This is a genomic window from Nocardioides lacusdianchii, from assembly GCF_020102855.1.
GTDB lineage: Bacteria > Actinomycetota > Actinomycetes > Propionibacteriales > Nocardioidaceae > Nocardioides > Nocardioides lacusdianchii.
This window is the reverse complement of sequence record NZ_JADHZD010000002.1, coordinates 130,534-148,660: the sequence shown is the minus strand read 5'-3', so window position 1 is coordinate 148,660 and position 18,127 is coordinate 130,534. Positions and strand designations below refer to the sequence as shown.

The 18,127-nt window shown below is 71.7% G+C and carries 18 protein-coding genes; 9 read left to right on the top strand and 9 right to left on the bottom strand.

What is annotated here, in order from left to right; all coding sequences use genetic code 11:
• Nucleotides 1-51: 51 nt before the first annotated feature.
• On the bottom strand, nt 52-888 hold the full coding sequence (locus IRX98_RS03385) for an alpha/beta fold hydrolase (RefSeq protein WP_224273854.1): 837 nt from the start codon (nt 886-888) through the stop codon (nt 52-54).
• 163 nt (nt 889-1,051) lie between these two features.
• Here IRX98_RS03385 and IRX98_RS03380 point away from each other — a divergent pair, with 163 nt between their 5' ends.
• The 7 genes from IRX98_RS03380 to dxs are packed head-to-tail and all read left to right on the top strand — an operon-like array spanning nt 1,052 to nt 6,941.
• Entirely contained in the window at nt 1,052-1,357 is a 306-nt protein-coding gene (locus IRX98_RS03380) for a thiamine-binding protein (RefSeq protein WP_224273852.1), read from the top strand.
• On the top strand, nt 1,347-1,751 hold the full coding sequence (locus tag IRX98_RS03375) for a YjbQ family protein (RefSeq protein ID WP_224273850.1): 405 nt from the start codon (nt 1,347-1,349) through the stop codon (nt 1,749-1,751). The genes IRX98_RS03380 and IRX98_RS03375 overlap by 11 nt, the downstream gene beginning before the upstream one ends.
• Before the next feature lie 3 nt (nt 1,752-1,754).
• Nucleotides 1,755-2,336 (top strand): GNAT family N-acetyltransferase, encoded by a 582-nt coding sequence (locus IRX98_RS03370; protein ID WP_308044397.1) that lies wholly within the window; start codon nt 1,755-1,757, stop codon nt 2,334-2,336.
• A 31-nt stretch (nt 2,337-2,367) separates the two neighbouring features.
• The gene (locus IRX98_RS03365) at nt 2,368-2,784 is read left to right on the top strand and encodes a hypothetical protein (RefSeq protein ID WP_224273848.1); all 417 of its coding nucleotides are present in this window, start codon (nt 2,368-2,370) and stop codon (nt 2,782-2,784) included.
• A gap of 20 nt (nt 2,785-2,804) precedes the next feature.
• Nucleotides 2,805-4,085: an NUDIX domain-containing protein gene (locus IRX98_RS03360; RefSeq protein ID WP_224273847.1), complete on the top strand. Its 1,281-nt coding sequence runs from the start codon at nt 2,805-2,807 to the stop codon at nt 4,083-4,085.
• Nucleotides 4,082-5,020, top strand: a complete 939-nt coding sequence (locus tag IRX98_RS03355; protein WP_224273846.1) for an SMP-30/gluconolactonase/LRE family protein — start codon at nt 4,082-4,084, stop codon at nt 5,018-5,020. The genes IRX98_RS03360 and IRX98_RS03355 overlap by 4 nt, the downstream gene beginning before the upstream one ends.
• 16 nt (nt 5,021-5,036) lie before the next feature.
• Complete coding sequence (gene dxs / locus IRX98_RS03350) at nt 5,037-6,941, top strand: 1-deoxy-D-xylulose-5-phosphate synthase (RefSeq protein ID WP_224273845.1); 1,905 nt, start codon at nt 5,037-5,039, stop codon at nt 6,939-6,941.
• A gap of 32 nt (nt 6,942-6,973) precedes the next feature.
• On the opposite strand, the gene IRX98_RS03345 is transcribed toward dxs, so the two are convergent.
• The 6 genes from IRX98_RS03345 to IRX98_RS03320 form a co-directional block, all read right to left on the bottom strand.
• On the bottom strand, nt 6,974-7,102 hold the full coding sequence (locus IRX98_RS03345; RefSeq protein WP_224273844.1) for a methionine/alanine import family NSS transporter small subunit: 129 nt from the start codon (nt 7,100-7,102) through the stop codon (nt 6,974-6,976).
• On the bottom strand, nt 7,102-8,649 hold the full coding sequence (locus IRX98_RS03340) for a sodium-dependent transporter (RefSeq protein WP_224273843.1): 1,548 nt from the start codon (nt 8,647-8,649) through the stop codon (nt 7,102-7,104). The genes IRX98_RS03345 and IRX98_RS03340 overlap by 1 nt, the downstream gene beginning before the upstream one ends.
• Before the next feature lie 80 nt (nt 8,650-8,729).
• Nucleotides 8,730-9,797 carry a WD40 repeat domain-containing protein gene (locus tag IRX98_RS03335; RefSeq protein WP_224273841.1) on the bottom strand — a complete coding sequence of 356 codons (1,068 nt, stop codon included), beginning with the start codon at nt 9,795-9,797 and terminating at the stop codon, nt 8,730-8,732.
• Nucleotides 9,794-10,327 carry a SigE family RNA polymerase sigma factor gene (locus IRX98_RS03330; protein ID WP_224273839.1) on the bottom strand — a complete coding sequence of 178 codons (534 nt, stop codon included), beginning with the start codon at nt 10,325-10,327 and terminating at the stop codon, nt 9,794-9,796. The genes IRX98_RS03335 and IRX98_RS03330 overlap by 4 nt, the downstream gene beginning before the upstream one ends.
• A 230-nt stretch (nt 10,328-10,557) precedes the next feature.
• On the bottom strand, nt 10,558-12,645 hold the full coding sequence (locus IRX98_RS03325; protein ID WP_224273837.1) for a 3-hydroxyacyl-CoA dehydrogenase NAD-binding domain-containing protein: 2,088 nt from the start codon (nt 12,643-12,645) through the stop codon (nt 10,558-10,560).
• Entirely contained in the window at nt 12,642-13,853 is a 1,212-nt protein-coding gene (locus tag IRX98_RS03320) for a thiolase family protein (protein ID WP_224273836.1), read from the bottom strand. The genes IRX98_RS03325 and IRX98_RS03320 overlap by 4 nt, the downstream gene beginning before the upstream one ends.
• A gap of 117 nt (nt 13,854-13,970) precedes the next feature.
• Here IRX98_RS03320 and IRX98_RS03315 point away from each other — a divergent pair, with 117 nt between their 5' ends.
• Both IRX98_RS03315 and IRX98_RS03310 read left to right on the top strand, forming a co-directional pair.
• Nucleotides 13,971-14,915, top strand: a complete 945-nt coding sequence (locus IRX98_RS03315) for a PAC2 family protein (RefSeq protein ID WP_224273835.1) — start codon at nt 13,971-13,973, stop codon at nt 14,913-14,915.
• Nucleotides 14,915-15,778: an acyl-CoA thioesterase gene (locus IRX98_RS03310; RefSeq protein ID WP_224273834.1), complete on the top strand. Its 864-nt coding sequence runs from the start codon at nt 14,915-14,917 to the stop codon at nt 15,776-15,778. Before IRX98_RS03315 ends, IRX98_RS03310 begins: the two co-directional genes overlap by 1 nt.
• A gap of 2 nt (nt 15,779-15,780) precedes the next feature.
• Here the strand turns inward: IRX98_RS03310 and IRX98_RS03305 are convergent, their stop codons facing one another.
• Nucleotides 15,781-16,662 carry a MaoC/PaaZ C-terminal domain-containing protein gene (locus IRX98_RS03305; protein WP_224273833.1) on the bottom strand — a complete coding sequence of 294 codons (882 nt, stop codon included), beginning with the start codon at nt 16,660-16,662 and terminating at the stop codon, nt 15,781-15,783.
• Entirely contained in the window at nt 16,662-17,996 is a 1,335-nt protein-coding gene (locus IRX98_RS03300) for a 3-oxoacyl-ACP reductase (RefSeq protein WP_224273832.1), read from the bottom strand. Before IRX98_RS03300 ends, IRX98_RS03305 begins: the two co-directional genes overlap by 1 nt.
• Between the last annotated feature and the right edge of the window lie 131 nt (nt 17,997-18,127).

The following is an 18,127-nucleotide window of genomic DNA, read 5'->3' as shown; positions in this document are numbered from 1 at the left end:
GTCGAGTAGGTCTCGAGCGCCAGCGAGCGGGCGTATCGAGACCCGGGTGGATCAGCGCGCGAGGAAGTCCAGCAGCGCGCGGTTGAACTCCTCGGCGTGGCTCACGTTGAAGCCGTGGGGCGCGCCCTCGACGACGACGAGCTCGGAGCCCGCGACCGCCTCGTGCGTGCGCCGGCCGGAGCCCTCGAGCGGAACGATGCCGTCGGCGTCGCCGTGGATGACGAGCGTCGGGACCGTGATCTTGGTGAGGTCGTCACGGAAGTCGGTCGTGCCGAAGGCTTCCATGCAGCCGAGCGCGGCGGTCTGGTCGCTCTGGTGGGCCAGCGCGATGGCGTCCTGGCGCTGGTCCTCGGTGACCTTGAGCTCACCGTTCGCGGTGAAGAAGTCCTTGGTGAAGCCGTCGAAGAAGCTGGTGCGGTCGTCCTTCAGCCCCTGCTCCATCTCGTTGGCGGCGTCCTCGGTGAGGGGGCCGTCGGGGTTGTCGTCGCCCTTCATGAGGAAGGGCGGCACCGCGGCGGCGAACACGGCCGAGTGGACGCGGTCCTGGCCGTGGCGGGCGATGTAGCGCGCGACCTCGCCGCCGCCCATGGAGAAGCCGACCAGCGTCACGTCGGTGAGGTCGAGCTCGGACAGGATGCCGTCGAGGTCGTCGGCGAGCGTGTCGTAGTCGTAGCCCTTGGACGGCTCGTCGCTGCGGCCGAAGCCGCGCCGGTCGTAGGCGACGACGCGGTAGCCGGCTGCGCTGAGGGCGCCGACCTGCTCGCTCCAGGACTCCCCGGACAGCGGCCAGCCGTGGATGAGGACGACCGGGCGGCCGCTGCCGCCCGAGTCCTCGACGTGGACCTTGGTGGAGCTCAGCAGGCCGGAGCTTGCGGTGACGTCAGGCACGTGGTGTCCCATCGTTCGGCGGCCCCGTGGTCGGGGCCACTCGTAGGTCCTTCGAACGTAGGCACGGGCGCGGATGGGGTGTTCCACCCGAACAGGTGTGCAGGTCCCGACGCGCCCCGGAGGTGGGGGACGCCGCTGCACGGCGATGTCCTAGCGTTGCGGCATGCTCGTCGCCTTCTCCATCTCACCCGTCGCCCAGGACCCCACCGGGTCGGTCACCGAGGCGGTCGCCGCCGCCGTACGCGTCGTCCGCGAGTCGGGCCTGCCCCACGAGACCAACGCCATGTTCACCAACATCGAGGGGGAGTGGGACGAGGTGATGGCCGTGGTCAAGCGGGCCGTCGACGTCGTCGCCGAGGTCTCCCCGCGCGTCGGCCTCGTGCTGAAGGCCGACATCCGTCCCGGCTACGACGGTCAGCTCACCGCCAAGGTCGAGCGCATCGAGGAGGCGCTGCGCGATGGAGAGTGAGGTCCGGACCTATCGCACCGGCAGTGATGAGGTGGTGCTCGACCTGACCCGTGACGCCGCGGACTTCGTGGCCGGTCGCGGCGACGGCCTGCTCCAGGTCTTCGTCCCGCACGCGACCGCGGGCATCGCGATCATCGAGACCGGTGCCGGGTCCGACGACGACCTGCTGGCTGCGCTGCAGGACCTGCTGCCGGCCGACGACCGCTGGCGCCACCGCCACGGCTCGCCCGGGCACGGCCGCTCCCACGTGATGCCGGCGATCGTGCCGCCGCACTGCACGGTGCCGGTGCTCGACGGTGCGCTCGCCCTCGGCACCTGGCAGAGCATCTGCCTGGTCGACCTCAACGTCGACAACGACCGGCGCGAGGTGCGCTGGTCCTTCCTGGAGGGCTGAGTCCTGACCGACCTGGACATCCGGTCCGCCGGACCGGAGGACACCGCCGCCGTCGAGGAGGTCGTCGAGCAGTCCTTCGGTGACCAGGCGACCTCGATCATCGACGTGCTCGCCCTCCTGCGGTCCTTCGAGGACCTGCGCGTGGAGCTGCTCGCCGAGGACGAGGACGGCGTGCACGGCTACGTCGCGCTGTCGCGGGCGTGGCTCGACGCACGCGAGCGCCTCGTCGACGTGCTCGTCCTCAGCCCGCTCGGCGTACGCCCCGAGAGGCAGGGGACCGGCATCGGGACCGCGCTCCTCGCCGCCGCGGTCGAGGCAGCCGCCGAGGACGGTGCGCCGCTGGTCTTCCTCGAGGGATCGCCCGACTTCTACGCCGCCCGCGGCTGGGATGCCGCCTCCGAGCACGGCCTCGACCGCCCGTCCGTGCGCATCCCCGACCAGGCGTGCCGCGTGGTGCTGCTGCCGGCCCACGAACCGTGGATGACGGGTCGGCTGGTCTATCCCGACGTGTGGTGGCGCCGCGACCTCGTCGGACTCCGCGATCCCGACCTCGCCGCGGTGGAGGCGGCGGTCGATCCGGGCTAGCCTTCGAACATCTGTTCGATACGATGGAGTCATGTTCCCTGCTCCCCAGCCCCGCCAGCGGCCCACGCCGCCACCGGGCCACCGCGGGGTGGCCCCGCCGGGCTGGCCGCGGCAGGTGCGACCACCGGACGCTCCCGACTGGGAGGCGACCGCGGCGAGCTGGCTGCTCGACCTGTGCCCGCCGGACTACCGCCGCTTCCCGGGCCTGCGGCGCCACGTCGTCGTCCTGGCCCGCTTCGCGGTGCTCCACGTCGAGGCGCAGCAGCTCGCGACCAGTCGCGGCTTGAGCGAGATCCGCGGCGACCTCAAGGACGTGGCCGACGAGGCCGTCGTCCTTGCGGCCGTGCAGACCTTCCAGCTCGAGGACGCCCGGCTCCAGGGCGTACGCCGTGAGGTCGGCCTGGTCGAGGACGCGCTGCGCGGTCGCCGCTACCGCGTGCGGATGTGAGGGCTGGCTAGGGTCGCACGATGCATCGTTTCGGGGCCGTGGCCGTCGTCGACCCGCGCGGTCGCCTGCTGGTGCAGGAGCGGGGTGACGACGCGCTCCACGAGCCGGGCCGGTGGGGCTATCCCGGCGGCGACCTCGAGGCCGGCGAGGACTTCCGCACTGCCGCGGTCCGTGAGCTCCACGAGGAGACCGGCCTGGTCGTGGCGCCGGATCGCCTCGAGTCCCTCGGCGTGCGGCGCTTCCGCAGCGAGGGGTGCGGCGGGGACGACGAGTTCGAGCTGTTCGCCGTGCGGATGGCCGTCGGCGACCACGACGTGGTGTGCGGCGAGGGCCGGCAGATGGTGTTCGTCGACCCCGACGACCTCGCGGGACGTCCGCTCCACCGGGCGGTCGAGCTCACGCTCGACGCCGTCCTGGCGTGGCGGGCGACGGCGGTCCGCACCGACTTCGTCCAGGTGACCCTGCTCGACCCGCGCGGACGGGTGCTGATGCAGGAGCGCGACGAGCACGCCCCGCTCTGGCCGGACATGTGGTGCTTCCCCGGTGGCGGTCTGGAGGAGGGCGAGGAGCCGCTCGACGGTGCCGTGCGCGAGCTGGCGGAGGAGACCGGCGTCGTGCTCGTCCCCGAGGACCTCACCGACCTGGGTCGCTTCGAGCTGGTGACCGAGGACCGCGGCACCTTCTGGTTCCACGCCTTCGCCGCCCGTACGACGCTCAGCGACCGCGACGTGGAGTGCCACGAGGGCCGGCAGATGGTCTTCGTCGAGGCCGATCCACTGCCCGACGTGGACCTCGTCCCGTCCACCGCCATGGTCGCGCCGGTGCTGGCCACCTGGGCCGAGGCGCACCCCTTCGTCCCGGCTGCGGAGCAGCACCGCTTCGCCGGCGTGATCCTGGTCGACCGGCGCGGCTGGATCCTGCTCCAGGAGCGTGACGAGCACCCGCGCATCGACCCGGAGGAGTGGGGCCTGGCCGGCGGTCACCTCGACCCGGGCGAGGACTTCGAGCCCGCCGCCTTCCGCGAGCTGGAGGAGGAGACCGGCGTACGCCTGGAGCCCGGCGCGCTCGAACTCCTCGGCGAGTTCGTCGTCGACCACCGCGAGGCCTACGGCACCTGGGACCGGATGCAGGTCTTCGTCGCGGCCACCGACCTCACCGACGCCGACATCGACTGCCGCGAGGGACGCCAGATCGTCTTCGTCGACCCCGAGGTCGCGCGCGGGCTCGACCTCACCTCCGCTGCCACCGACATCGTGCCGGCCTTCCTCGACAGCGATCTCTACGCCACGATGGCGCCATGACCCCGCAGCCGGCGCTCACCGTCCACCCCGTCCCGTCGATGGGTGCCGAGGACGTGGTCGTCGCACCCGACGGCACCGTCTGGACCGGCACCGAGGACGGAGCGATCTGGGCGCTCGCCCCCGCGACGGGCGCTGTGCGGCGCGTGGCGGACACCGGAGGACGCCCGCTGGGCCTCGAGCTCCTGGGCGACGACCACCTCCTCGTCTGCGACGCCGAGCGCGGCGTGCTCCGCGTCTCGCGGTCGACCGGAGAGGTGGAGCTGCTGCTCGACCGGGTCGACGGCAGGCCGATGAGGTTCTGCAACAACGCGGCCGTGGCGGGCGACGGCACCGTCTGGTTCAGCGACTCGTCCCTGCACTACGGCGTCGCGCAGTGGAAGGACGACTTCGTCCAGGACACCGCCACCGGCCGCCTCCTGCGGCTCGACCCCGACGGCACCCTCACCGTGGTGCTCGAGGGCCTGCGGTTCGCCAACGGGGTTGCGCTGGCGGCCGACGAGTCCTTCGTCGCGGTCGCCGAGTGCCGCGGGCGCACCGTCGTACGCCTCTGGCTGACCGGCCCGCGCGCGGGGGAGCGCGACCACCTGGTCACCGACCTGCCCGGCTACCCCGACAACATCAGCCGCGGCAGCGACGGCCTCATCTGGGTGGCCGTGGCCAGCCCGGTCGACCCGCTCGTCGAGCGCCTCGGCTCGGCGCCGATGGTGCTGCGCAAGGCGGTCACGCGGATCCCGGCGGCGCTCCAGCCCAAGCCGAAGCAGACGATCCGGGTCCAGGCCTACGACGACGACGGCCGCCTCGTGCACGACCTCGACCTCCGGCCACCCGCCAGCGGGCCCGGCTACCACATGGTCACGGGGGTGCGGGAGCACGACGGGAAGGTGTGGGTGGGGAGCCTGCACGAGCCGTCGGTGGCGGTCCTCGACCTGCCATGAAATAGACTCAGGCCCCATGGCACTCCTCGACTCGATCGGCTCCCCGCGCGACCTCCGTGGACTCTCGTCGGAGCAGCTCGACGAGCTCGCCGCGGAGATCCGCGATGTGATGATCCGCACGGTCGCGACCAACTCCGGACACCTCGGCCCGAACCTCGGCGTGGTCGAGCTGACGCTCGCGATCCACCGCGTCTTCGAGTCCCCGCACGACCGCGTGGTCTTCGACACCGGCCACCAGTCCTACGTGCACAAGCTCGTCACCGGCCGCTACGCCGACTTCTCCACGCTCCGCAAGGAGGGCGGCGTGAGCGGCTACCCGAGCCAGGCCGAGTCCGACCACGACATCGTGGAGAACTCCCACGCCTCCACCTCGCTGTCCTACGCCGACGGCCTCGCCAAGGCGTACGCCATCCGCGGCGACGACCGCCACGTGGTCGCCGTCATCGGTGACGGCGCCCTGACCGGCGGGATGGCGTGGGAGGCGCTCAACAACATCGCCATCGCCCGGTCGAGCCGCCTCGTGATCGTGGTCAACGACAACGAGCGCTCCTACACCCCGACGATCGGCGGCCTCGCGACCGCGCTGACGGCGCTGCGCACGAACCCGCGCTACGAGCAGGTCCTCGACCTGGTCAAGAAGCGCCTCAACCAGGTGCCGGGGGTCGGCCACGCGGCCTACGACGCGCTCCACGCGGTGAAGAAGGGCATGAAGGACGCCCTGGCACCGCAGGGCCTCTTCGAGGACCTCGGCCTGAAGTACGTCGGACCCGTCGACGGGCACGACCGGGTCGCGATGGAGCACGCGCTGGCCCAGGCGAAGCGCTTCGGTGGGCCGGTCATCGTGCACGCGCTGACCCGCAAGGGCCAGGGCTACGACCCCGCGATGCGCCACGAGGCCGACCAGTTCCACGCCCCCGGGCCCTTCGACGTCCAGACGGGCGCGGAGAAGCCGAAGGGCAAGATCTGGACCGACCACTTCTCCGAGGCGGTCGTCGAGCTCGGCGAGCGCCGCGAGGACGTCGTGGCCATCACCGCCGCGATGATGCACCCGGTCGGGCTCGACGCCTTCGCCCGGAAGTTCCCCGAGCGCACCTTCGACGTCGGCATCGCCGAGCAGCACGCCGTCACCTCCGCAGCCGGGCTCGCCATGGGCGGTCTGCACCCGGTGTTCGCGGTCTACGCGACCTTCCTCAACCGCGCCTTCGACCAGGTGCTGATGGACGTCGCGCTGCACAGGTGCGGCGTGACCTTCGTGCTCGACCGGTCCGGGGTCACCGGGGACGACGGGGCCAGCCACAACGGCATGTGGGACATGTCGATCCTGCAGGTCGTGCCGGGCCTGCGCCTGGCCGCGCCGCGCGACGTCACCCGTCTCCACGAGCTGCTCGACGAGGCGGTCGAGGTCGACGACGCCCCGACGGTCCTCCGGTTCCCGAAGGGCCCGCCGCCGGCAGACGTGCCCGCGATCGACCGGGCCGGCGGTGCCGACGTGCTGGTGCGCGAGGGCGAACAGGACGTGCTGATCGTCGCTGTCGGGTCGATGGCCACGACGGCCGTCGACGTCGCCTCACGCCTGACGGCCCAGGGGATCGGCGTGACGGTGGTCGACCCGCGCTGGGTCAAGCCCGTGGACCCCGCCATCATCGAGCTCGCCCGTGAGCACCGCCTCGTGGTGAGCGTCGAGGACAACGGACGCGTGGGCGGATGTGGCGCGGTGCTGCTCCAGACCCTGAACGACGCCGGCGTGCGTACGCCGTTCCGCCTCCACGGCATCCCGCAGGAGTTCCTCGACCACGCGAAGCGCGACGCGATCCTCGCCCGCATCGGCCTCGACGCGCAGACGATCGCGCGTCACGTCGTCGAGGACGTCACAGCGCTCGACCAGGGACTCACGCTGGTCGAGGTCGAGCACCCCGCCTGACCCGGGTGCCGCCCGGGAGGCGGCGTACGCCGTCAGAGGTCGCGCTCGACCTGCCCCGGCTCCTCGCCGGTGTAGCGGTTGATGTTCCAGATCGCGAGGGCCAGTCCTCCCCAGAGGACGAGCATCGCGACCAGCATCATGACGATGGCCGAGGTGGACATCAGTTGCTCCTCTCGTCCTGGCGGGCCTTGATCTCCGGATCGCCCAAGAAGGTGGTGTCGCGCCAGGGCAGGCGCGCGGCCAGGAACCCGATCAGGATCACGGCCACGGCAAGACCCCAGCCCAGGGTGTTGAGCATCCACGTGGGGTAGCCCTCGTAGGGCGTGCGGAGGTTGTCCACGAGCTCGTTGGCGAGGATGAACGTGAGGGCGGCGGGGGCGAAGACGCCGATCAGCAGCTCCCACCAGCGCCCGATCTTCACCGAGCCGTCGCGGTTGAGGTGCTCGCGCAGCAGGCCCGTCTTCCGGAACGCCCACGACAGCGCCAGCATGCTCACCACCGCGACCAGCAGGATGCCGAAGCGGTTGATGAAGTGGTCGATGATGTCGAGGACGTAGACGCCGGTGGTGGTGCCGAGCAGCACGATGCTGATCAGCGCAGCCGGGACGCCGACGGCCATCGAGGCGCCGACGCGCGACATCTCGAACTTGTCGCGGACCGCCGAGATGACGACCTCGATGACGCTGACCAGCGAGGTGACACCCGCCACGACGAGCGAGCCGAAGAACAGCACGCCGATCAGCGCGCCCGCGGGCGCCTCGCTGATGATCGCGGGGAAGGCGATGAACGCCAGGCCGAGGCCGTCCGTGGCCACCTCGTCGACGGGCACACCGGCCGCCGTGGCCATGAAGCCCAGCGCCGCGAAGACGCCGATGCCGGCGAGCAGCTCGAAGCCGGAGTTGGCGAAGCCGACGACCAGGCCCGACCCGGTCATGTCGCTGCGCCGACCGACGTAGGAGGCGTAGGTGATCATGATGCCGAAGCCGACCGACAGCGAGAAGAAGATCTGCCCGTAGGCCGCGATCCACACGCTGGTCTCGCCCAGCGCGCTCCAGTCGGGCGTGAAGAGCGCGTCGAGGCCCGTGGAGGCGCCGTCGAGGGTCAGGGCGACCACCACGAGCGCGATGAAGGCGATGAACAGGACTGGGATGAAGACGACCGAGGCCGCGCCGATGCCCTTCTGGACGCCGAGGGCCATGATCGCGAGCACGGCAACCCAGACGAGCACCAGCGGGATGGTCACCCCGCTGACGAAGTCGAGCCCGATGCCCGGGTCGCCGGCCTGGAGGTAGGTGCCGAAGAGGAAGCCCTCGGGGTCGTCGCCCCAGGCCTTGTCGAAGGAGAAGAACGCGTAGCGCGCCGCCCACGCGATGACGGCGGCGTAGTAGACCGCGATCACGAAGCAGATCCCCACCTGCCACCAGCCCAGCCCCTCAGCGGCCTTGTGGGCCCGGCGGAAGGCCAGCGGGGCGGAGCCGCGGTAGCGGTGGCCGAGCCCGTAGTCGAGCAGGAGGAACGGGAGGCCCGCGGTCAGCAGCGCGATGAGGTAGGGGATGAGGAACGCCCCGCCACCGTTCTCGTAGGCGACGTAGGGGAAGCGCCAGATGTTGCCGAGACCGACGGCGGAGCCGATGGCGGCGAGGATGAAGACCTTCCGCGAGCTGAACGCCCCGCGGTTCTCCTCGGAGTGTTCGACGACCTGGCTCATGGTGCCTCCCGGCAGACGACGACGTCGGAGGGGCCAGCATGTCAGAGACCTGCCGGAGCCGGCGTCGCCGCCCGCCTCGCTCACTGCGCGAAGTGGAGTCCCGCCGGCAGCTGGAAGCCGGGCTCGAGCGGCTCGCCCTCGTCGCACGCGCCCGTGGACACCACGCACCTGACCAGGAACGGCTCCTCGGTGTCCTCCCCGAACGAGAACGCCAGGACCGCCACCGCGTCGGCATCCAGCCACTGGAAGGGCAGCGCCCAGTCGTAGCCGGTCGCCAGCGGCACCCGGTCGCCGGTCGAGGTGTCGAGGAGGATTCCCTCGTCGTTGCTCTCCGCGACCACGTGGGCCCCGTCGGGCGAGAGGTTGGCGAAGCTGTCCGTGGTCAGCGTCAGGTCGCGACCGGGGCCCTCGACCCGTGCCCGGCGACCCGGCAGGGCCCGCAGCAGCGTCCCGTCCTCGGCGTCGATGACGACCGCCTTCCCGGACGGGTCGAGGACCTCGACCTCCCCGGTGCGGGTGTCCCACGCCAGCACGCCGTCGCCGTCGCCGCCGACGGCGTACACCGTGTCACCGTCCAGTGCGGTGACGCGTACGTCCCCGGCGCTGGAGACGTCCTGCGTGCTCGTCTCGCCGGAGGCCGTGTCGAGGAGCACCAGCCGTCGGTCCGGGTCGACCCACGCCACGCGTGCGCCGTCGGCGACGAGCTCGGCGTCGTCGGGGTCGGGCGTCGCCACCGTTCCCACCTCCTCGAGCGAGCCGTCGTCCCAGAGCAGGACGCGGCGCCCGTCGTCGGTGAGGGCGACGGCCTCGCCGACCCACACCCACGCCCGTACGTCCACGCCCAGGTCGACGTCAGGGGCGCCGGAGCGCCGGAGCGTGCTGCCGGTGGTCCAGGACAGGGGCACCGGAGCTGCCGCGGTGCCGTCGGCGACGAGGTCGCGTGCCTCGCGACCGCCACCGCCGTCACCGGCCAGCGACGGAATGGCGACCACGCCGATCGCGACCGCTGCCGCGATGCCGCCCACCAGAGTCGTACGCCGACGGCGTACGCGCCGGTCGCCGTCGCGGGTGATGCCAGCCAGGTCGAGGTCGGGGGCGTCGAGGTGGTCGGCGCGGTCGTGCATGAGGTCGGTCAGGAGCCCGGTCATCGGGACACCTCCAGAAGGTGCAGGGGGAGGCCGGCGTCGTCGGCGCGCTCGCCCAGGTGGTCGCGGAGCTTGCGGAGCCCGGCGTGCACCTGGCTCTTGACGGTGCCGGGGGCGCAGCCGAGGAGCTCGGCGGTGCGGGCCTCCGACAGGTCCTCGTAGAAGCGGAGCACGATCGCGGCCCGCTGCCGCGGCGGCAGGGACTGCAGCGCCTCCCAGAGGAGCTCGCGGGTGGTGAGGTCGTCGACGTGGTCGGCGCGGGGCCGCTCGGGCACCACGTCGGTGGGGCGCTCACCCCAGCTGCGCCGGCGGTACCACGTGATCGCGGTCGTCGTGATCGCCTTGCGGGTGTAGGCCTCGGCCTTCGCGGGGTCGCGCAGCCGCGGCCAGGCGACGTACGTCTTGGTCAGCGCCTCCTGCAACAGGTCCTGGGCCAGCTGGCGTTCGCCGACCATCAGGTACGCCGTGCGGTGCAGCGCCGCGGACCGCGCAGCCACGAACTCGGCGAAGGCCGCCGGGTCGCGTCGGGTCATCGGGTGCTCCTCGTGGGTGGGAGTGGGTCACCCCTACCGACGACGTGGGGGGTCGTTCTGGTTCGTCGCGTGCAGCGAACGGTGGGTGAGGAGGATTGTCAGGCGCGCGAATCCTCCTGAGCCCCCGCTGACCGGCGTGTCGCGCTCCTGGCACGCCAAGGGCGGTGCGTGACGAGGATTCCGGAGTCCGGAAACCCTCCTCACGCACCGCCCAGCGGTGGTCGTACGGATCAGTGGAACCGCTTGCCGGTCGCCTTCTCCGAGATGCCCCGCACGTCGAGCATGAAGGTCAGCCCGCCGTTCCAGAAGGAGAACCCGGCGCCGGTGATCATGGCCAGGTCGATGTCCTGCGGCGCTGCCACGACACCCTCGTCGAGCATCAGGCGGGCCTCCTCGGCGAGGCCGGCCAGCGTCTTCTCGCGGACCTCCTCGGCGGTGAGGACCACCGGCGAGGACGGCTTCTCGAGCATGGCCTCGACCTCGGGGTCGAGGTTGCCGTCGGGGCCGTAGTAGGCCGGCTTGCGCGCCTCGACGATCCGCTGGAGGGCGGGGGAGACGTAGAAGCGGTCGGGGAACGCGCCCTTCAGCGTCTCGTTGTTGTGCAGCGCGATGGCCGGGCCGACCAGCGACAGCAGCACGAACGGCGGCATCGGTGCAATGCCGGCGAAGGCGTTGTCGGCCACGGAGACCGGCGTGCCCTCGTCGACGATGCGGCCGACCTCGCTCATGAAGCGTCCCAGGAGGCGGTTCACGATGAAGGACGGGCTGTCCTTGACCAGGATCGAGGTCTTCTTCAGCGCCTTGCCGGTGGCGAAGGCCGTGGCGAGCGTCGCGTCGTCGGTGGCGTCGCCCTTGACGATCTCCAGCAGCGGCATCACCGCGACCGGGTTGAAGAAGTGGAAGCCGACGACCCGCTCGGGGTGCTCGAGGTCGGCGGCCATCTCGGTGATCGACAGCGACGAGGTGTTGGTGGCCAGCACGCACTCGGCGCTGACGACCTTCTCGACGTCGGCGAAGACGGTCTTCTTGACCGACATCTCCTCGAAGACGGCCTCGATGACGAAGTCGGCGTCACCGAAGGCGACCTGCTTGTCGGTCTCGCCGGACACCAGCGCCTTGTGGCGGTTGGCCTTGTCCTGGTTGATCCGGCCCTTGGCGAGCAGCTTGTCGATCTCGGCGTGGACGTAGGCCACGCCCTTGTCGGCACGCTCCTGGTCGAGGTCGGTCAGCACGACCGGCACCTCGAGGCGGCGTACGAACAGCAGCGCGAGCTGGCTGGCCATCAGTCCCGCGCCCACGATGCCGACCTTGGTCACCGGGCGGGCCAGCGACTTGTCGGGGGCACCGGCAGGACGCTTCGCACGCTTCTGCACCAGGTCGAACGAGTAGAGCGAGGCCAGCAGCTCGGCCGTCTGCGACATAGCCTCGAGGGCGTCGTCCTCGGCGGCGAAGCCGGCATCGCGGTCGGAGTCACGCGCGGCGGCGATCAGCTCGACCGCCTTCGCGGCGGCCGGGGACGCACCACCGGTCTTGGCGGCGACGATGCCCTCGGCGCGCTTGATCGCAGCGTCCCAGGCGTCCCCGCGGTCGACCTCGGGGCGCTCGACGACGGTCTCGCCGCGCAGGACGGATGCCGCCCAGAGCAGCGACTGCTCGAGGAAGTCGGCCCCACCGAAGACCGCGTCGGCCAGGCCGAGGTCGTACGCCGCCTGCCCGCCGAGCGTCTTGCCCTGGTTGAGCGGGTTCTCGAGGATCAGCGTGACGGCCTTGTCGGCGCCGACGAGGTTCGGCACGAGCCACGCGCCGCCCCAGCCGGGCACCAGGCCGAGCATGACCTCGGGCAGGCCCAGCGCGGGGGCGGAGTCCATGACGGTGCGGTAGGTGCAGTGCAGCGCGACCTCGAGGCCGCCGCCGAGGGCGAGACCGTTGATCAGGCCGAACGACGGCTTGCCGCCCTCGCCGAGCTTGCGGAAGACCGCGTGCCCGAGCTCGGCCACGGTGCGTACGGCGCCGGGGCCGCCGCCCTGGATCGAGGTGAGGTCCGCGCCCGCCGCGAGGATGAACGGCTTGCCGGTCACTGCGATCGCGTCGATGGCGTCGTCGGCCAGGGCCGCGTCGATCGCCTCGTTGAGCGCCAGCAGCGAGGCCGGGCCGAACGTGTTGGGCTTGGTGTGGTCCTCGCCGTTGTCGAGGGTGATCAGGCCGATCGTCGCGCCGGGCAGGGAGACCGTGCGCAGGTGCGCCTGCGTCACGCGCTCGGCGTCGGACACGATCGCCTGCGCGCGCTCGAAGATGCTGGAGTCGGGGGTGGTGCTCACTTGCTGTCTCCCTCGGTCGAGCCGTTCCAGTGGGGGTTCTCCCAGATCACGGTGCCGCCCATGCCGATGCCGATGCACATGGTGGTGAGGCCGTAGCGGACCTCGGGGCGCTCCTCGAACTGGCGTGCGAGCTGGTTCATCAGGCGTACGCCGGACGAGGCCAGCGGGTGGCCCATCGCGATCGCACCGCCGTAGGGGTTCACCCGGGAGTCGTCGTCGGCGATGCCGAAGTGCTCGAGGAAGGCCAGCACCTGCACGGCGAAGGCCTCGTTGACCTCGAAGGCCTCGATGTCGTCGATGGTGAGACCGGCGAGCCTGAGCGCCTTCTCCGTGGCGGGGATCGGGCCGGCACCCATCACTTCGGGCTCCACGCCCACGAAGGAGTAGGTCACCAGGCGCATCTTGACCGGCAGGCCGAGCTCGCGCGCGGTCTCCTCGTCGGCGAGCAGCGCGGCGGTGGCGCCGTCGTTGATGCCGGCCGCGTTGCCCGCGGTGACGTTGCCGTGCGAGCGGAACGGCGTCTTGAGCCCGGCGAGGGACTCCATCGTCGTCCCCGGGCGCATCGGCTCGTCGGTGGTCGCCAGGCCCCAGCCGGCCTCGGCCGAGCGGGTCGCGACGGGCACGAGGTCGGGCTGGATCTTGCCGGCGTCGTAGGCCGCCTGGGTCTTCTGCTGGCTGCGCACGGCGTACTCGTCCACGCGCTGCTTGGTGATCGTGGGGTAGCGGTCGTGGAGGTTCTCCGCGGTCTTGCCCATCACGAGCGCGTCGGGGTTGACGATCCGCTCGGACAGGATGCGCGGGTTGGGGTCGACGCCCTCACCCATGGGGTGGCGGCCCATGTGCTCCACGCCGCCGGCGATGGCGACGTCGTAGGCACCGAAGGCGATGCCGGACGCGGTGTTGGTCACCGCGGTCATCGCACCGGCGCACATGCGGTCGATGGAGTAGCCGGGGACGCTCTGGGGCAGTCCGGCGAGGAGGGCGGCGGTGCGGCCGATGGTCAGGCCCTGGTCGCCGATCTGGGTGGTGGCGGCGACCGCGACCTCGTCGACCCGCTCGGGCGGGAGGGAGGGGTTGCGGCGCATCAGCTCACGGATGCACTTGATGACGAGGTCGTCGGCCCGCGTCTCGGCGTACTGGCCCTTGGCCTTGCCGAACGGGGTGCGTACGCCGTCGACGAAGACGACCTCACGCTGTGGACGGGACACTGGCTACTCCCAGGTGGAGGGGGACAGGGCGTGGTCAGGTTACCCCTGAGTAACAACGCCTGCCCACAGGGGCGGGTGTGTGTCGGGTCACTGGCCCGGTGTCACTAGGCTCACCCCATGGTCGAACGACTCGTGCACATCGTCGACGACGCCGAGGTGTCGGGTGAGGACCTGACCATGGTCTGCGTCCTCACCGGGTTCCTCGACGCCGGGAAGTCGGCCGAGCTCGCCGCACGGCACCTCACGGGACTCTCCGACGGCAAGGTCGTGGCGACCTTCGACGTCGACTCGCTCCACGACTACCGCGCCCGCCGCCCGCCCGTGTCGTTCGTGCGCGACCACTACACCGACTACGAGGCGCCGCGCCTGGTGGTGCGCGCGCTGCGCGACACCGGCGGTACGCCCTTCCTGCTGCTCACCGGTCCTGAGCCCGACACCCGCTGGGAGGCCTTCGCCCGCGCCGTGCGCGAGGTGATCGAGCACTTCGGCGTTTCCCGCGTGGTCACCCTGGGAGCGGTGCCGATGGCGGTGCCGCACACGCGTCCGATCGCGATCACCCCACACGCCAACCGTCCCGACCTGGTGCCCGGCGAGAGCCCGTGGCAGGGCGAGCTCCGCGTCCCGGCGAGCGTCCAGGCGCTGCTGGAGATCCGGCTGGGGGAGTGGGGCCTCGACGCGCTCGGCTTCGTCGCGCACATCCCCCACTACCTCGCGCAGATGGAGTACCCCCAGGCCGCGCTGGTGCTGCTGGAGCACGTCGAGATCGGTGGCCGGCTGACCGTCGACCTCAGCGATCTGCGCGAGGCCGCGGAGATCACCGAGACCGAGGTCGACCGCTACCTCTCCACCCACGACGAGGTCGGCGACGTCGTACGCGGCCTGGAGCAGCAGTACGACTCCTTCCGCGAGGCCGAGGCCGCAGGCACGTCCCTGCTGGCCGGCGACGAGCCGCTGCCGACGGGCGAGGAGATCGGGCGCGACTTCGAGGCGTTCCTCGCCGAGCTCGACGACCGTCCCAAGGACGACGGCGACGGACCTGCCACCGGATGGGAGGACCGCTGATGGCCGGCAGTGCCGAGGAGCTCGTCAAGCTCCTGGAGCTCGAGACGCTCGAGGTCGACCTCTTCCGGGGCGCCCAGGCGCGCACCGAGCGTCAGCGGGTCTTCGGCGGACAGGTCGCGGCCCAGGCCGTGGTCGCTGCGACGCGCAGCGTGGAGGGCGAGTTCGTGCTGCACTCGCTCCATTCCTACTTCCTGCGTCCCGGCGACACGACCGTGCCGATCGTCTACGACGTCGAGCGGATCCGTGACGGGCGGTCCTTCGCCACGCGCCGGGTCTCCGCGCGCCAGCACGGCCGCCCGATCTACTACATGACGGCCAACTTCCAGATCCCCGAGCCCGGTCTCGAGCACCAGGACCGGATGCCCGAGGTCGTCGGTCCGGACGAGGGGATGCCCCTGGTCGAGCTGGCACGCCAGCGCGGCGACGAGGCGGCGGCACACTGGGAGCGCGAGTGGTCCGCCCTCGACATTCGCCATGTCGGCATCACCGGCCACGGGATCGCCGACGATCCCGAGGCCCCGGCGCGGGCGCGCCTGTGGATCAAGGTCGACGGAGCGCTCTCCGACGACCCGACCACCCAGACGGCGGCGTTCACCTACGCCAGCGACCTGACGCTGCTCGGAGCGGCGCTGGTGCCGCACGGCATCCACATCGCCTCGCCCCGGCTCCAGCCGGCCTCGCTCGACCACACGATCTGGTTCCACAAGCCGTTCCGGGCCGACGAGTGGTGGCTCTACGACCAGTTCTCCCCGTTCGCCGGTGGCGCCCGCGGCCTGGCGCTCGCCCGGGTCTTCTCGCAGTCCGGCGAGCTCGTGGCGACGGTGGCCCAGGAGGGCCTCATCCGCCTGCGCGACGGCCGCTGAGCTCAGGGCGTCGTCGTACGCCCCACCAGGTGCGGTGAGCCGTCCTTCGGGCTGGTCAGCCCGAAGGTCCACCCGGGCTCGTCCTGCCGGGCCGCGAACCTGACGGTGCCCGGCAGGAAGACCGGCTTCTTGAAGGCCACCTCGACCGTGACCGCGTCGGGGAGACGGTTCTCGATGGCCGCCACGCTCCGCGCCAGGGTCCACATGCCGTGGGCGATCTGCCGCGGGAAGCCCAGCGCCTTCGCGGTCAGGGGGTAGAGGTGGATGGGGTTCGCGTCGCCCGAGACCGCTGCATAGGTGCGGCCCAAGTCGCCCGGCAGACGCCACTCGATGCCACCGGTGGGCGGATCAGTGACGACGAGGCCGGGGGCCGCGTCGCCGTCGACCGACCGTCCGCGGCGCAGGTAGGTCGACGTCGACTCCCACACCGTGCCCCCGTCGGTCGAGGCGGTGGTGACGAAGTCGAGCAGCACGCCCTTGGCGTGCGGGCGTGCAGTGCCCACCTCGGTGGTCACGTCGAGCGCCTCGCCGACGCCGATGGCGCGATGGGCGGTGATCGCGTTCTCGACGTGCACCATGCCGATGGCGGGGTAGGGGAAGGCTGCGTCGCTCATGATCGCCATGTGCAGCGGGAACGCGAGCATGTGCGGGAACGTCAGCGGCACGACGTCCTTGCGCGGGAAGCCGCACACGGCGGCGTACGCGTCGACGCGGGCGCGCTCGGCCACGACGCCCTCGCGCCGGTAGGCCAGCCCCGTGAAGTCGGCGGCGGGTGCCTTGCGCACGCCGGGCAGCAGGTTGGCGCCTGGAACGACGGGGAGCGCTGCGCGCAGCAGGGTGCCGACGCGACCGGGCTCGCCGGTGAGCTCCTTGGCGGCGACCATCAGGCGCCCAGCATCATCTGGCCGCACACGCGGACCACGTTGCCGTTGACCGCGCCCGAGCCGGTGCTGGCGAACCAGGCGATCGTCTCGGCGACGTCGACCGGCAGGCCGCCCTGTGACATGGCGTTGAGGCGCTGGCCGACCTCGCGGGTCGCGAACGGCACGGCCGCGGTCATCTGCGTGATGATGAAGCCGGGTGCGACGGCGTTGACGGTGATGCCGCGGTCGAGCTCGTCGCGCAGGCTCTCCACGAGGCCGATCACACCCGCCTTGGACGTGGCGTAGTTGGTCTGGCCGACGTTGCCGGCGATGCCGGCGATCGACGCGACGCCGATGATGCGGCCGCCGTCGTTGAGCACGCCGGTGTCGAGGAGCTCGCGGGTGATCAGCTCGGGAGCGGTGAGGTTGACCGCGACGACGCTGCTCCAGCGGTCCTCGGCCATGTTGGCGAGCTTCTTGTCGCGGGTGATGCCGGCGTTGTGCACGACGACGTCGACGCCGCCGTGGTGCTCGCGCAGGTGGTGGGCGATGCGCTGCGGCGCGTCCTTGGCGGTGATGTCGAGGACGAGGTGGTCGCCGTCGAGCTCGGCCATCAGGGTCTGGAGCTCGCTGGCGGCCTGCGGCACGTCGACACCGACGACAGTGGCGCCGTCGCGGTGCAGCACGCGGGCGATCTCCTCGCCGATGCCGCGGCTCGCGCCCGTGACGACCGCGACCTTGCCGGCCAGCGGCCGGGTCCAGTCGTCGACCTGGTCGGCCGCGGTGGCGCCGTGGGCGCCGATGCGCACGACCTGGCCGGAGACGTACGCCGACTTGGGCGACAGGAGGAAGGCGAGGGTCGAGCTGATCGCCCCGTCGGCGGCCGGCGCGACGTAGACGAGCTGGACGGTGCCGCCGCGGCCGATCTCCTTGCCGAGCGAGCGGGTGAAGCCCTCCAGCGCTCGTTGTGCGACGCGCTCGGAGCCCGACGCCAGCTCCGGCGGCGTACCGATCACGACCACGCGGGGGCACGACTCGAGCCGACGCATCAGCGGGGTGAAGAACTCCTGGAGCGCGAGCAGCCCAGTGGTGTCGGTGATGCCGGTGGCGTCGAAGACGAGGGCCTTGGCGCGGGCGCCGTCGGCGAGCTCGGTCGCGGAGGCGATGCCGAGGCCGTCGAGGGTGGTGGGGAGCACCTCGGCCAGGCGTCCGGCACCACCGCGCACGACGAGCCCGTCGACGAGGGCGGCGCCGTCGCTCCAGCGCTCCAGCGCGGTCGGGTTGGGCAGGCCGAGGTTCTTGACGAACAGCTGGCCGATCGAGGTGGACACGAAGCCTTGGTAGCGGTCGCTCATGGTGGCGGGATCCCTCTTCGCTGGGTGCGGGTGCTCGGGTGGGCAGACGACATGTAACTGGTTGTGCAACTCGTCGTCCACTTTTCGTGACGTGGCCCTCACGCGGTTGGCGCCGAGGGCCGCACCGGCAA

What these genes read in the sequence shown, in the direction of transcription:
- IRX98_RS03380 (WP_224273852.1), top strand. Translation starts at nt 1,052, where the DNA reads ATGCTCGTCGCCTTCTCCATCTCACCCGTCGCCCAGGACCCCACCGGG.
- IRX98_RS03375 (WP_224273850.1), top strand. Translation starts at nt 1,347, where the DNA reads ATGGAGAGTGAGGTCCGGACCTATCGCACCGGCAGTGATGAGGTGGTG.
- IRX98_RS03365 (WP_224273848.1), top strand. Translation starts at nt 2,368, where the DNA reads ATGTTCCCTGCTCCCCAGCCCCGCCAGCGGCCCACGCCGCCACCGGGC.
- IRX98_RS03360 (WP_224273847.1), top strand. Translation starts at nt 2,805, where the DNA reads ATGCATCGTTTCGGGGCCGTGGCCGTCGTCGACCCGCGCGGTCGCCTG.
- IRX98_RS03355 (WP_224273846.1), top strand. Translation starts at nt 4,082, where the DNA reads ATGACCCCGCAGCCGGCGCTCACCGTCCACCCCGTCCCGTCGATGGGT.
- dxs (WP_224273845.1), top strand. Translation starts at nt 5,037, where the DNA reads ATGGCACTCCTCGACTCGATCGGCTCCCCGCGCGACCTCCGTGGACTC.
- IRX98_RS03345 (WP_224273844.1), bottom strand. Translation starts at nt 7,102, where the DNA reads ATGTCCACCTCGGCCATCGTCATGATGCTGGTCGCGATGCTCGTCCTC.
- IRX98_RS03340 (WP_224273843.1), bottom strand. Translation starts at nt 8,649, where the DNA reads ATGAGCCAGGTCGTCGAACACTCCGAGGAGAACCGCGGGGCGTTCAGC.
- IRX98_RS03335 (WP_224273841.1), bottom strand. Translation starts at nt 9,797, where the DNA reads ATGACCGGGCTCCTGACCGACCTCATGCACGACCGCGCCGACCACCTC.
- IRX98_RS03330 (WP_224273839.1), bottom strand. Translation starts at nt 10,327, where the DNA reads ATGACCCGACGCGACCCGGCGGCCTTCGCCGAGTTCGTGGCTGCGCGG.
- IRX98_RS03315 (WP_224273835.1), top strand. Translation starts at nt 13,971, where the DNA reads ATGGTCGAACGACTCGTGCACATCGTCGACGACGCCGAGGTGTCGGGT.
- IRX98_RS03310 (WP_224273834.1), top strand. Translation starts at nt 14,915, where the DNA reads ATGGCCGGCAGTGCCGAGGAGCTCGTCAAGCTCCTGGAGCTCGAGACG.
- IRX98_RS03305 (WP_224273833.1), bottom strand. Translation starts at nt 16,662, where the DNA reads ATGGTCGCCGCCAAGGAGCTCACCGGCGAGCCCGGTCGCGTCGGCACC.
- IRX98_RS03300 (WP_224273832.1), bottom strand. Translation starts at nt 17,996, where the DNA reads ATGAGCGACCGCTACCAAGGCTTCGTGTCCACCTCGATCGGCCAGCTG.